12 protein-coding genes are annotated in these 12340 nt (G+C 68.2%); 1 reads left to right on the plus strand and 11 read right to left on the minus strand.

Annotated elements, in window-relative coordinates; translation table 11 throughout:
• Positions 1 to 55: 55 nt before the first annotated feature.
• The 6 genes from GGR03_RS10925 to ribB form a co-directional block, all read right to left on the minus strand.
• Entirely contained in the window at positions 56 to 832 is a 777-nt protein-coding gene (locus tag GGR03_RS10925) for a CoA-transferase subunit beta (protein ID WP_183207851.1), read from the minus strand.
• Positions 832 to 1689, minus strand: coding sequence for a CoA transferase subunit A (locus GGR03_RS10930; RefSeq protein WP_183207853.1), 858 nt, complete (start codon positions 1687 to 1689; stop codon positions 832 to 834). The genes GGR03_RS10925 and GGR03_RS10930 overlap by 1 nt, the downstream gene beginning before the upstream one ends.
• A gap of 19 nt (positions 1690 to 1708) precedes the next feature.
• Positions 1709 to 2335, minus strand: a complete 627-nt coding sequence (gene pcaG, locus GGR03_RS10935) for a protocatechuate 3,4-dioxygenase subunit alpha (RefSeq protein ID WP_183207855.1) — start codon at positions 2333 to 2335, stop codon at positions 1709 to 1711.
• The gene (gene pcaH, locus GGR03_RS10940) at positions 2335 to 3057 is read right to left on the minus strand and encodes a protocatechuate 3,4-dioxygenase subunit beta (RefSeq protein ID WP_183207857.1); all 723 of its coding nucleotides are present in this window, start codon (positions 3055 to 3057) and stop codon (positions 2335 to 2337) included. Before pcaH ends, pcaG begins: the two co-directional genes overlap by 1 nt.
• Positions 3054 to 3458, minus strand: a complete 405-nt coding sequence (gene pcaC / locus GGR03_RS10945; RefSeq protein ID WP_183207859.1) for a 4-carboxymuconolactone decarboxylase — start codon at positions 3456 to 3458, stop codon at positions 3054 to 3056. The genes pcaH and pcaC overlap by 4 nt, the downstream gene beginning before the upstream one ends.
• 163 nt (positions 3459 to 3621) lie before the next feature.
• On the minus strand, positions 3622 to 4746 hold the full coding sequence (gene ribB / locus GGR03_RS10950; RefSeq protein WP_183207860.1) for a 3,4-dihydroxy-2-butanone-4-phosphate synthase: 1125 nt from the start codon (positions 4744 to 4746) through the stop codon (positions 3622 to 3624).
• A 227-nt stretch (positions 4747 to 4973) separates the two neighbouring features.
• Here ribB and fdhD point away from each other — a divergent pair, with 227 nt between their 5' ends.
• Positions 4974 to 5798, plus strand: coding sequence for a formate dehydrogenase accessory sulfurtransferase FdhD (fdhD, locus tag GGR03_RS10955; protein WP_183207861.1), 825 nt, complete (start codon positions 4974 to 4976; stop codon positions 5796 to 5798).
• Here the strand turns inward: fdhD and GGR03_RS10960 are convergent.
• From GGR03_RS10960 to GGR03_RS10980, 5 genes are all read right to left on the minus strand, one after another.
• Positions 5795 to 6220 (minus strand): hypothetical protein, encoded by a 426-nt coding sequence (locus GGR03_RS10960; protein WP_183207862.1) that lies wholly within the window; start codon positions 6218 to 6220, stop codon positions 5795 to 5797. The genes fdhD and GGR03_RS10960 overlap by 4 nt on opposite strands.
• A gap of 120 nt (positions 6221 to 6340) precedes the next feature.
• Positions 6341 to 7495, minus strand: a complete 1155-nt coding sequence (locus GGR03_RS10965) for an osmoprotectant NAGGN system M42 family peptidase (RefSeq protein ID WP_183207863.1) — start codon at positions 7493 to 7495, stop codon at positions 6341 to 6343.
• Positions 7495 to 9297: an N-acetylglutaminylglutamine synthetase gene (ngg, locus tag GGR03_RS10970; RefSeq protein WP_183207864.1), complete on the minus strand. Its 1803-nt coding sequence runs from the start codon at positions 9295 to 9297 to the stop codon at positions 7495 to 7497. The genes GGR03_RS10965 and ngg overlap by 1 nt, the downstream gene beginning before the upstream one ends.
• 6 nt (positions 9298 to 9303) lie before the next feature.
• Positions 9304 to 11079, minus strand: coding sequence for an N-acetylglutaminylglutamine amidotransferase (locus GGR03_RS10975; protein ID WP_183207865.1), 1776 nt, complete (start codon positions 11077 to 11079; stop codon positions 9304 to 9306).
• Between the two features lie 134 nt (positions 11080 to 11213).
• Positions 11214 to 12260, minus strand: coding sequence for an alcohol dehydrogenase catalytic domain-containing protein (locus GGR03_RS10980; RefSeq protein WP_183207867.1), 1047 nt, complete (start codon positions 12258 to 12260; stop codon positions 11214 to 11216).
• Between the last annotated feature and the right edge of the window lie 80 nt (positions 12261 to 12340).

The following is a 12340-nucleotide window of genomic DNA, read 5'->3' on the forward strand; positions in this document are numbered from 1 at the left end:
GGGGGCGGGGGGCCGGGCACGTCGGCACCCGGTCCGCTCGCCAGGGTATCGATGCTCACGCCGCGCTCCGCCTGTGCGCCGCAGCGGTGCGGGCGTTGATGTCGCGCAGCGTCGTCAGTTCCCGATCGGTCGGCGGCGCGGTCTCCTCGACGCCTTCGCTGTAGATCACGTCCCAGCCACAGCTGGCCTCGATCGCTTCGCGCGTCGCGCCCGGATGGATCGAGGCGACCTCGAAGGCCTTGGTTTCAGGGTGCGGACGCCAGACGGCGAGGTCGGTGACCAGCAGCGTCGGGCCCTTGGTGGTGATGCCGAGGTCCTGGCGGTCGGTGCCGCCCCTGCCGTGGCCGAAGGAGGTGAAGAAGTCGATTTCCTTCACCATGCCGCGCCGCGACTGCTTCATGGTGATGAACACCTCGCCGCAGGACGAGGCGATTTCCGGCGCGCCGCCGCCGCCGGGCAGCCGCGTCTTCGGATGGGCGTAGTCGCCGATGACGGTGGTGTTGATATTGCCGAACGGGTCGAGCTGCGCCGCGCCTAGGAAGCCAACGGTGATGCGCCCGCCCTGCAGCCAGTAGCGGAACATCTCCGGCACGGCGACGGTGGTCAGCGCCGTCTCGCAGAGTTCGCCGTCGCCGATCGACAGCGGCAGGATGCTGGGCGCCGTGCCGATCGTGCCGGATTCGTAGATCAGCGTGACGTCCGGCGCGTGGGTGAGACGCGCGACGTTGCAGGCGGCCGACGGCGCGCCGATGCCGACGAAGCAGACGTCGTCGTTGGAGAGCGCCCGCGCCGCCGCGATGGTCATCATCTCGTCGGGGGTGAAATCGGCCATCACGTCGCTCCCTTGAGGCCCGCGACGCGCTCGGCGAACACGTCCGGGCCGCATGCCATGACATGCGTGTCGATCCAGGCGCGGAACCGGTCGATGTCGGCGGCGATCTCGTCCCAGTCGAGATAGGCGGCGTTGTCGCGGCCGTAATAGCCGCGGGTGTAGGACGGATGCGCGCCGCCCGGCACGGCGACGACGGAGGTCACGGTCCAGTGCGGCAGGATCGTCAGGTTGGGATGCAGCCCACCAAAATCCTCGACGATCTCCTCCACGGTCACCACTGACCGCTTCGCCGCCAGCACCGCCTCCTTCTGGACGCCGAGAATCCCTTCGATCAGCACGTTGCCCTTCCGGTCGGCCTTCTGGGCATGGATGAAGGCGACGTCCGGCCTGATCGCCGGCACGGCGGCGAGTTCCTCGCCGGTGAATGGGCAGGTGACCGAGCGAATGTTGGGATTGACCGCCTTGAGCCCGGCACCCTTGTAGCCGCGGAAGATCGCCACCGGCAGGCCGGCCGCGCCCGCCTCGTAGGCGTTCGCCATCGCCGCATGCGAATGCTCATCGATCGCCAGCGGCTGCGGCACGCCGTTCTCCACCGCGTCGCGCAGCCGACGCAGCAGGCCGACGCCCGGGTTCCCGGCATAGGAGAACACCAGCTTACGGGCGAGGCCGCAGCCGATCAGCTGGTCGTAGATGATGTCCGGCGTCATGCGGATCAGCGTCAGGTCGCCGATCCCCTGCCTTATCACCTCGTGGGCGGCGGCATGCGGGATGAGATGGGTGAAGCCCTCGAAGGCGGCGCTGTCGCCCGGCGACAGATTGTCGGCGACGGCGGCTTCGAGGGACTGGAACTGGGCCATGGGTCTCGCTGATTGGTGGTCAGATGTCGAAGAAGATCGTCTCGTTTTCGCCCTGCAGGACGATGTCGAACCGGTAGGTCGGGACGCCGTCCTCGTCGCTGCGTGGCGCGACCAGCGTTGCCACGCGCGAGCGGTGCTCGATCCGCGACAGCACCGGATCGGCCTCGTTCGCCGCTGCCTCATCGCCGAAATACATCCGCGTGTGCAGGCCGAGATTGATGCCGCGCGCGACGATCCAGACGCTCACGTGCGGCGCCTGGGGTCGGCCGTCCTTGAACGGCACGCTGCCGGGCTTGATCGTGTCGAACACGAACTCGCCCGTCGTCATGTCGCCCGGCAAGCGGCCAAAGCCGGTGAAATGCGGATCGGCCGTGCCGCGCTTTTCCTGCGGCGAGGGGTAGAGCCCCGCCGCGTCGGCCTGCCAGATCTCGACCATCGCGTCCTTCAACGCCGTGCCGACGCCGTCGAACACCCGCCCGACGATGCGGATCCGCTCGCCCCTGGTCTCGGCATCGACCATGCTTGCGCCGAGATCGGCCGGGAACACGCCCTCGATGCCGCAGTAATTCGGCGTGCAGCCGATATGGACGTAAGGCCCGGCGGTCTGCGAGGCGGTCTCCTTCAGGCGGTCCAGCGACTGCACCATCAATTGCCCTCCAGCCGGTTCTCGAAGAGGGTCGAGCGGCGGCCGCGCAGGATGATGTCGAATTTGTAGGCCCTCGCGTCCATAGGCACGCTGCTCGCCATGTCTAGCGGCGCGATCAGCTGCTCGATCGCCGCCCGGTCGGGGATCGTCCGCACGATCGGGCACCGCCAGATCAGAGGATCGCCTTCGAAATACATCTGGGTGATCAGCCGCTGCGCGAAGCCGAGGCCGAAGACCGAGAAATGGATATGCGCCGGCCGCCAGTCGTTCGGCCCGTTCGGCCAGGGATAGGCGCCGGGCTTGACGGTCCGGAACCGGTAGCTGCCGTCGGGACCGGTGAGCGTGCGCCCGCAGCCGCCGAAGTTCGGATCGAGCGGGGCGAGATAAGTTTCCTTGCGGTGGCGGTAGCGCCCGCCGGCATTGGCCTGCCAGAACTCCAGCAGCACGTCCGGCACCGCGCGGCCATCCTCGTCCAGCACTCTGCCATGGACGATAATCCGCTGGCCGATCGGATCGCCGCCATGGGCGTAATTGCGGGTCAGGTCGTTGTCGAGCGCGCCGATCGGCACGTGCCCGAACACCGGCCCGGTCATCTCGGAGATCGTGTTGTCCAGCGAGATCGGCGCCTTCTGCGGCGAGCGCGTCACCGAGGTCTTGTAGCCCGGCGAAAAGGCCGGCGGATGCCGGCTCCGGTCGCGCTGGTAGAACGACCCGTCGCTCAAGCCGCGTCTCCCGCATCCATCTCGGCATAGACCGCCTTGGCGATCTTGATGGCGTGGTTGGCGGCCGGCACCCCGGCATAGACGGCGACATGCAGCAACGCCTCGAGCACGTCCTCGCGGCTCGCGCCGGTATTCGCCGTCGCCCGCACGTGCATCGCCACCTCGTCATCATGCCCGAGCGCGGCGAGCAGCGCGATCGTCACGATGGAGCGCTCGCGCCTGGTGAAATGCGGCCGTGACCACACCGCGCCCCAGGCATTCTCGGTGATGTAGGCCTGGAAATCGGCGTCGAATGCCGTCGCCTGCGCCGTGGCGCGATCGACATGTGAATCGCCGAGCACCGCGCGGCGCGTCGCCGTGCCGAGCGCCAGCCGGTCCCGGTCTCCGCCCTCGACGCCCATGTCACCTCCCATGCCGACTCTACCCGGCACTGAGGCTCGCAAATGTCACGGCCAATGGAAAGACAGGCAGACGGAATATCCCTGCCTGGGGTTGCCGGTCGGCCGGCCGGTACAGCGCGGTCCGTCTCGCTAGGCGAGGGGCCCGTGCCGTGGGGCGTTCTGATCAGTCCTCGACGAGGATGGTGCCGGCGACCTCGATCCCGAAACCGGTCAGGCCGACATAGGCGCGCTCGTGCGTCGCCAGCACCGAAATCGAGCGGACGTCGAGGTCCCGCAGGATCTGCGCGCCGATGCCGATCTCGCGCCAGCGCTGCTGGCGCTTCAGCGCGCTGCCGTGCAATTCGCCATCGACCGGCTCGGGTGCCGCCAGCGGGCTCACCTGGTCGACATTCGGCGTGCGCAGCAGCATCAGGACGCCATGGCCGTGCTGCTTCAGCTTCTCGACCGCGATCTCCACCCAGGTCCGCGTGCCGCTGGTGCGACCGAACAGGTCGAGCACCGGTTGTTCGCGGTGGATGCGGGTCGGCACCTTCTCCCGGGCCCGGACGTCGCCGAACACGGCGACCACATGCTGCATGTCGTCGAAGGGCGTCTCGTAGATGCGCAGCACGCCGCTGAGCCCGTCGATCGTCAGTCTCTCTTCCTTGACGCAGGTGACGAAGGATTCGCGCCGCACGCGATACGAGATCAGGTCCTCGATGGAGATGATCTTCAGCCCGTGCTCCCGGGCGAAGGGGATGAGTTCCGGCAGCCGCTTCACCGTACCGTCGTCGTTGACGACCTCCGCAAGCACCCCGGCCGGCGCGAGCCCGGCGAGCTTGGCGAGATCGGTGCCGGCCTCGGTATGGCCGGAACGGGTCAGCACGCCGCCGTCCCGCGCGATCAGCGGAAAGATATGGCCGGGCCGCAGGAAATCGTTGCCGGTGCAGTTGTCATTGGTCAGCGCCCGCGCGGTGTTGGCGCGCTCCTCCGCCGAAATACCCGTGGTCATCCCTTCCTTGTAGTCGACGGACACGGTGAAGGCGGTGCGCATCGGGTCGAGATTGTTCGCGACCATCGGCGGCAGGTTGAGGCGGTCGGCGCGGTCGGCGGTCATCGGCACGCAGATGATGCCGCTGGTGTGGCGGATCATGAACGCCATCTTCTCCGGCGTCGCCTTGGACGCCGCCATGATCAGGTCGCCCTCGTTCTCCCGATCGGTGTCGTCCACGACGACGACGAGCTCGCCATTGGCGATCGCTTCGATCGCATCCTCGATCCGATCGAGCGGTGTATCCTGGTCCGTCATGCTTCCCGTCCATCTTCGCGGCGTCGCCGGTGAGCGCTATCTACGGGCCCGCGCCAGCTTCGGCAACGCCCGGCGGGCGAACGGGGCGTTCGCCGTTTCGGCCGACCTTCGCGGGTAGGAGCGAGAGGGGTCGCTTGCTAAGGTGCGCCGATGAGCGACAGGCCCGAACTTCTCACCATCCGTATCGCCATCGGGCTCGCCGGACTGACCGGTACCGGAGCGATCGCTTGACGCATTCCGTATCCCGGAGCGTCGGGACGCTCGCCTTCAATGGCGGCACGTTCCGCTTGGACGCGCGCGCGGTGCCGGAGGAGACGGCCGTCGCCATCTCGGTCGGCGGCTCGACCCACGCCGTGATGATGGCGACCCCGTCCCACCTTCGGGAACTGGCGGTCGGCCTGGCGCTGAACGAGCGGATCGTCGAAACCGCCGCCGAGATCGAGCGGGTCGAGATCGCATCGAGCGACCTCGGCGTCGATTGCCGCTTGTGGCTGTGCGCGGCGCGTGCGGGCGAGTATACGGTGCGCCGCCGCCAGATGACCGGCCCGGTCGGTTGTGGCCTTTGCGGGGTGGAATCGCTGGAACTCGCGCAGCGCGTCTTGCCAACGGTTGCCATCCGGGCACCGCAGCTGGCGCCGGCCGACATCGAAGCGGCCATCGCCGCCATGTCGAACGCTCAGGGCCTGAGCCGCCTGACCCGCGCCGTCCACGCCGCCGCGTTCCATGTGACGGGGCAGGGGCTGGTCGTCGCCCGCGAGGATGTCGGCCGGCACAACGCCCTCGACAAGGTCGCCGGCCATCTCGCCGAAGCCGGTATCGATCCGGCAACGGGGTTCCTCACCATCACCAGCCGGGTCTCTGTCGAGCTGATCCAGAAGGCGGCGGTGATGGGCTGCGGCTTCATCGCGGCGGTCTCGGCCCCGACGGCGCTGGCGATACGCGAGGCCGAGGCTGCCGGGATCACGCTGGTCGCCGTGGTGCGTGAAGCGGATTTCGAGGTGTTCACCCATCCGGCGCGTATCGCCGGCGCGCCGCCGCTCCCAGACCCCTAGGCGTCTGGCACCGCGGTCCTTGCAGATGCGGGCGTCACTTCCCAGGCATCCTGGCTCGCCGCCTCCTCCTCGTAGAGGCGGCGCCATTCGGCGGCCTCGGCGCTCGCCCGCCTTGCCGTGGCGCGCGCGTCGCGCAGTCTGAGCCGGAGCGTCATCGCCGCCAGCGAGACGACGAGGATCACGGCGAAGCAGCCGGCGGCGAAGACGGCCCGCTTCAGCGGATCGGCAACCGGTTCGCTGCCGAAGACCGCCGCCACGGCAAGAAACGCCGAGGCGATGAAGATCGTCAGGCTGCGTGAGAGGAGCAGCGACAGAAGCGCCAGCGTCAGTCCGGTCGTCGCCAGCACGGGATGGGCGAAGGCTGCGGCCAGCAACTCGCCCCACCACACCGTCGCGGTGGTCAGTAGAGTGTCCGAGGTCATGATGGGGCTCCGGCGGGCCCCGGTCGCGTCGGCGCCGATGTCTCCCGGGCAGGAGATTAGCGCGGTCTCCCGCAAGCGCCACTATCCACGTTCATCCGGCGGCCGCCGGGCTGTCGAGGCCTACTCCGCCGGGTCCAGATCCTCGGCGCGCGCCTGCGCCGCCTCCACCGCCGGCTGCCGCGTGAAGCCCTTGATGCCGGCATGGATGTTGCGGTCGCGCTCGATCTCGACGGGGGAGGTGGCGTAGGCGGTGATCAGCTCCGCCAGCGAGCGCAGCGCATGGGTATGGATGCGCTCGTAGCCGTGCGAGGCGTCCACGCCGAAGGTGATCAGCGCGGTGCGCACGTCGTGGCCGGCCTCGATCGCCGAGGCGGAATCGGAGCGGTAGTAGCGGAAGATGTCCTTCTGGTAGCGGATGTCCTCGTCCTGGCAGAGCCGCACCAGCTTCTTGGTCAAATGGTAGTCGAACGGCCCGGACTGATCCGCCATGGCGATGGTGACGCCGAACTCCGACGAGTTCTGCCCCGGGGCCGAGGTGCCGTTGTCGACGGCGATCATCGAGGCGACGTCGGGCGTCAGGATCGAGGCGGCACCGACGCCGACCTCCTCGGCGATGGTGAACAGCCAGTGGATGTCGACGGGCGTGGCCGCCGCCGTCCGCTCCATCGACTCGATCGCCGCCAGCATGACGGCGACGCCGGCCTTGTTGTCGAGATGGCGCGAGACGATGAAGCCGTTGTCCATGAATTCCGGCTGCGGATCGACCGCCACCGTGTCGCCGATCTCGATGCCGAGCCGGTCGAGCTCGGTGCGGTCGCGCGCCAGCGCGTCGACCCGAAGCTCGATGTAGTCCCAGCCCACCGGCAGGCTGTCGATCTCGTCGTTGTAGGTGTGGCCGGAGGCCTTGAGCGGCAGGATCGTGCCGCGATAGGTGCCGGCCTCCGAAAACACGGTGACCCGCGCGCCCTCGGCGAAGCGTGCCGACCAGTGGCCGATCGGCACGAGTTCCAGCCGGCCGTTCTCCTTCAGCCGCTTCACCTGCGCGCCGAGCGTGTCGAGATGGCTGACGATGGCACGCGCCGAGGCGCGCCGCGAGCCCTGGCGAAGCGCCGAAATCGCACCGCGGCGGGTCAGCTCGACGGTCAGGCCGAGCCGTTCGAGCTCCTTGGCGACATGGCGGACGACCGTATCGGTATAGCCCGTCGGGCTGGGTATGTTCAGGAGCGCCTTGAGCTGGTCCGTCAGGTACTGGGCATCGATGGCGAGCCTTGGCACTACTCGTCCTTCCTCGGCTTCCGCCGTTGATTCCTGGCGGCGCGCACTGAAAACGGAATCGACAGGGGAAACAAGAGGTCGATGAAGCGCTCGGCGGTTGGTTGCGGCTCGTGATTGGCGAGGCCCGGCCGTTCGTTGGCTTCGATGAAGACGTATTCCGGCCGGGTCGGCGCCTTCACCATGAAGTCGATGCCGGTGACGGGGATCTCGATCGCCCGCGCGGCGGCCACTGCTGCCTCCACCAGCGTCGGGTGCACATCGCCGGTTACGTCGTGGATCGTCCCGCCGGTATGAAGATTGGCGGTCTTGCGCACGGTGATGCGCTCGCCTTCCGGGGGGATGTCGTCGAGGCCGAACCCTGCGTTCTTCACGCAGCGCTCGGTCTCGGCGTCCAGCGGCACCCGGCTCTCGCCGCCCGTCGCCGCGGCGCGCCGGCGCGACAGCCGCTCGATCAGTTCGCGCAGGCTGGTCCGGCCGTCGCCGGTGACCGCCGGCGGCTGCCGCAGGGCGGCGGCGACCAGGCGATAGTCGATGACGATCAGGCGCAGGTCGCTGCCCTCGAAGCAGGCTTCGAGCAGCACCCGGTCCGACTGCTGCCGGGCCGCCGCGATCGCCACCTTCGCATCGGCCAGGTTGTCGATGCCGACCGCGATTCCGCGGCCCTGCTCGCCGCGTGCCGGCTTCACCACGATCTGCCCGTGCTTCTCGATGAACGCCTCGATCGCCGCGTCGTCGACGTCGGCGTCGATCTGCTCGGGTACGGCGACGCCGGCCGCCTCGACCACCCGCCGCGTCACCGCCTTGTCGTCGCAGATCGACATGGCGACGCCCGAGGTGAGGTCGGTGAGGCTCTCGCGGCAATGGATCGACCGGCCGCCCTGGGTCAGGCGGAAGAAGCCGCCTGCTGCGTCCGTGACCTCGGCGTGGATGCCGCGGCGCCGCGCTTCGTCGACGATGATCCGGGCGTAGGGGTTGAGCCCGTCATAGTCGGCGCCGGAGCCGGTGAAGAGCTTCTCGTTGATCTCGTTCTTCCGCTTCACCGCGAAATAGGGGACGCGGTAGAAGCCGAGCTTTTCGTAGAGGGCGATCGCCATCTCGTTGTCGTGCATGACCGAGAGGTCCATGAACGCGCAGCTGCGCGCCTGGAAATGCTCGGCGAGACGCCGCACCAGGCTCTCGCCGATGCCGGGATGCGTCGCCTGCGGGTCGACGGCGAGGCACCAGAGCGACGAGCCGTTCTCGGGATCGGAAAAGGCGCGGCGGCTGTGGACGCCGGTCACCGTCCCGATGATCGCGCCGGTGGTCTCGTCCTCGGCGACGAAATAGGTGAGGGCCCGGTTGTCGCGGTTCGTCCAGAAGAAGGCGGGGTGCACCTGCACCATGTGACGGCTCTGGTAGATGCGGTTGACCTCGGTCGCGTCGAGTTCGGAGGACAGGCGGCGGATGAAATAGCCCCGCGGCCGGCGCGAACTGGCGCGGTAGGTCGACAGGTCGAGCCGGTAGGTGTGCGACGGGTCGAGAAACAGCTCCTGCGGCGCATGGCTCAGCAATACGTGCGGATCGCGGACGTAGAAAGCGATGTCGCGTCGGTCGTTGCCTTCCTCGCGCAGGCTGCTGACGAGTTCCTTCGGGTCGTCGAAGGTCTGGGCGAAGACTAGCCGGCCCCAGCCGCAGTCGAGATAGGCATTCTGCTCCGGCCTTCCGGCGTCGGCATGCTGCTGGTTGATCGGCGCCTTCAGCGCCTGCGTCCGCATGCGCACGAGGCGGTGCTGGGAGGGATTCTTCGGCCGGTTGTCCGCCATCGGGCGCTACAGTCCCTGCTGCTGGAGCCACATCTCCAGCAGCGAGACCTGCCAGAGCTCGGAGCCGCGGAGCGGCGTGATGTGGTCGGAAGGTGCCGCGAACAGCGTGTCCAGATAGTCCTGACGGAACAGGCCGCGCGAGCGCGCCGCCTCCGAGCCGAGCGTATCACGGACCATGTCGAGATACGGGCCGGAGATGTATTTCAGCTGCGGCACCGGGAAATAGCCCTTCTTGCGGTCGATGACTTCGTGCGGGATCACCAGCCGGGCGGCTTCCTTGAGCACGCCCTTGCCGTCCTGCTTCAGCTTTTCCGATGCCGGCACGCGCGCCGCCAGTTCGACCAGCTCGTGGTCGAGGAAGGGCACCCGGGCTTCGAGACCCCAGGCCATGGTCATGTTGTCGACGCGCTTCACCGGGTCGTCGACGAGCATCACGTGGGCGTCGACCCGGAGCGCCTTGTCGACCGGGTTCTCAGCGCCGGGCTGGGCGAAATGACGCGCGACGAAGTCGCGGCTGACGTCGCCGTCCGCATGCCACTCCGGCGAGATCTGCTGACGGAGCGTCGCGTCGGAGCGGTCGAAGAACGCGCCGGAATAGGCCGCCAGCGGATCGTTCGAGCCCACCATCGGCGGATACCAGTGATAGCCGCCGAACACCTCGTCGGCGCCCTGGCCCGACTGCACCACCTTGATGTGCTTGGAGACCTCGCGCGACAGCAGGTAGAAGCCGACATTGTCATAGGAGACCATCGGCTCGGACATCGCCTGGATGGTCCCAGGCAGATGCTCCATCAGCTCCGAACCGGGAATGAAGATGCGATGGTGCTCGGTGCCGTAATGGCGTGCGATCAGGTCGGAGAACTCGAACTCGTTGCCGACCTCGCCATTGGCGTCCTCGAAGCCGATCGAGAAGGTGTTGAGGTTGGCCTGCCCGGCTTCCGCAAGGAGCCCGACGATCAGCGAGGAATCGACCCCGCCCGACAGCAGAACGCCCACCGGCACGTCGGCGACCATGCGGCGGGCGACGGCGGTCTTCAGCGATTCCAGCACGAGGTCGCGCCAGTCGTTGGAGGAAAGCTTCTCGTCGCCCGGGCGGGCGCCGAACGCCGCTTCCCAGTAGACCTCGTCGGTGAAGCTGCCGTCCGCCTCGATCAGCCGCGTCGTCGCCGGCGGCAGCTTGCGTACGCCCCTGACGATGGTCAGCGGCGGCGGGACCACGGCATGGAAGGTCATGTAGTGGTGCAGCGCCTCGCGGTCGATCGAGGTGTCGACGTCGCCGGTCCGCAGGATCGCCTGCAGCGAGGAGCCGATATAGAGCCGCTTCTCGTCCTGCGAGAGGTAGAGCGGCTTGATCCCGAACCGGTCGCGCGCCAGCAGCACCCGGCCGCTGTCGCGCTCGTGGATCGCGAAGGCGAACATGCCGTGGAAGCGCTTGACGCAATCCCGGCCCCAGGCGTGATATGCCTTCAGGATCACCTCGGTGTCCCCGTGCGAGAAGAACCGGTAGCCGAGGCCGCTGAGTTCCTGCCGCAGCTCCGGATAGTTGTAGATGCAGCCGTTGAAGGCGATGGTCAGGCCGAGCTCGGGATCGACCATCGGCTGCTCGGCCTTGTCCGTCAGGTCGATGATCTTCAGCCGGCGATGGCCGAGGCCGACCCGGCCGCGCACTACCTGGCCGGCACCGTCCGGCCCACGCCGCTCCAGGCATGCGGCCATCTGCGAGATCCGTTCGGGCGACGCTGATTTTCCGTCGAACCGGACCTCACCGCAAATGCCGCACATGTCGTCTCCTGTCTGCTCGCTACGCTCAGTTCCCCTGCCATATAGAAGCGAGGTGCCTCATATGAACCGCGGAGCGGTCGTTTTTGCCGCGCTGCGGGAGAACGAGGTGTCGCAGAAGGCTGCCTGGCCGGCGGTCAGGGACGCAGGAACACCTTGCCGCGGTTCATCCCGTCCAGTGCCGCGGCCAGCCTATCCGGTGCCTCGGCCAGCGGAATCGTCTCGGCCACGTCGGTGCGCCAAGCGCCGGACAGGAAGCGCTTCTGGACCTCGGTGAATCCTTCGACCCGCTGCTCTTGCGTTGCCCGCGCCATCCATTCGGCCAGCCAGAAGCCTTCGATGACCTTTTTCATGAACACCATCTGGCCGAGCCCCGGCAGCTTCGGCGCCTCCGGCGAGAGCTTGCCGTAGATCACCCAGCGCGCGCCGGCCGGCATGGCGGTGAAGATCGTGGCTGCATTCTGGTCGGCGACGGCGTCGAGCAATACGCGCGGCTTCGTCTCCTTCATCGCCTGGACCAGCAGTTCGTCGAAATCCTCGCGGGCGGAATTCAGCACCGTCCCGGCACCGAGTTCCTCGAGCATCGCGCGATGCTCCTCGCGCCGCACGACGGCGATGGCGTGCATCTCGCGATCCCGAGCCAGCGAGGCCATCAGCTTGCCGAGCTGGCTGGCGCCGGCGGTCATGACGAACGCCGACGACCCGTAATGCCTGACGAGGTCGACCATCGCCCAGGCGGTCATCGGATTGACGATCAGCGCGGCGGCATCCTCGTCGCGCAGGCCCGGCGCCAGCGGCACGACGGCGCCGGCATCGGCGAGCGCGTACTCGGCCCAGACGCCGGTGCCGGTGCGCCCGGCGGCGACCGCGACGCGCTGGCCGATCAGCTTCCGCGACGCCTCGTCATCGCCGGCGGCGACCACCTCGCCCATGCCCTCGAAGCCCGCTGGCGTCCCCTGGCGGCGCGGCTGGCCGTATTCGCCCTTGATGTAGTGCAGGTCCGACGGATTGACGTTGGCAAGGCCGATCCGGATCAGGACCTGCCGCGGGCCGGGTTGCGGCACCGGCACCGTCTCCAGCGACACCCAGTCCTTGAGGTCGGTGATCGTCGGGCCGTCGGACGTGCCCGAATAGCCGTCATGCTTGAGGACGAGCGCGTGCATCGTGTCGGGCAGGGGGGCCATGGCGTGTCTCCGGATGAATGAGGTCTGTTCCGCAACGCGTTGGAGCGGCCGAGGTTCGAATGCGCCGGCGATCGGCGCCC

This window comes from Aurantimonas endophytica, assembly GCF_014196845.1.
Classification (GTDB): domain Bacteria; phylum Pseudomonadota; class Alphaproteobacteria; order Rhizobiales; family Rhizobiaceae; genus Aurantimonas; species Aurantimonas endophytica.

Coding starts and splice junctions, on each gene's coding strand:
- GGR03_RS10925 (WP_183207851.1), bottom strand. CDS start 832: ATGGCCGATTTCACCCCCGACGAGATGATGACCATCGCGGCGGCGCGG.
- GGR03_RS10930 (WP_183207853.1), bottom strand. CDS start 1,689: ATGGCCCAGTTCCAGTCCCTCGAAGCCGCCGTCGCCGACAATCTGTCG.
- pcaG (WP_183207855.1), bottom strand. CDS start 2,335: ATGGTGCAGTCGCTGGACCGCCTGAAGGAGACCGCCTCGCAGACCGCC.
- pcaC (WP_183207859.1), bottom strand. CDS start 3,458: ATGGGCGTCGAGGGCGGAGACCGGGACCGGCTGGCGCTCGGCACGGCG.
- ribB (WP_183207860.1), bottom strand. CDS start 4,746: ATGACGGACCAGGATACACCGCTCGATCGGATCGAGGATGCGATCGAA.
- GGR03_RS10960 (WP_183207862.1), bottom strand. CDS start 6,220: ATGACCTCGGACACTCTACTGACCACCGCGACGGTGTGGTGGGGCGAG.
- ngg (WP_183207864.1), bottom strand. CDS start 9,297: ATGGCGGACAACCGGCCGAAGAATCCCTCCCAGCACCGCCTCGTGCGC.
- GGR03_RS10975 (WP_183207865.1), bottom strand. CDS start 11,079: ATGTGCGGCATTTGCGGTGAGGTCCGGTTCGACGGAAAATCAGCGTCG.
- GGR03_RS10980 (WP_183207867.1), bottom strand. CDS start 12,260: ATGGCCCCCCTGCCCGACACGATGCACGCGCTCGTCCTCAAGCATGAC.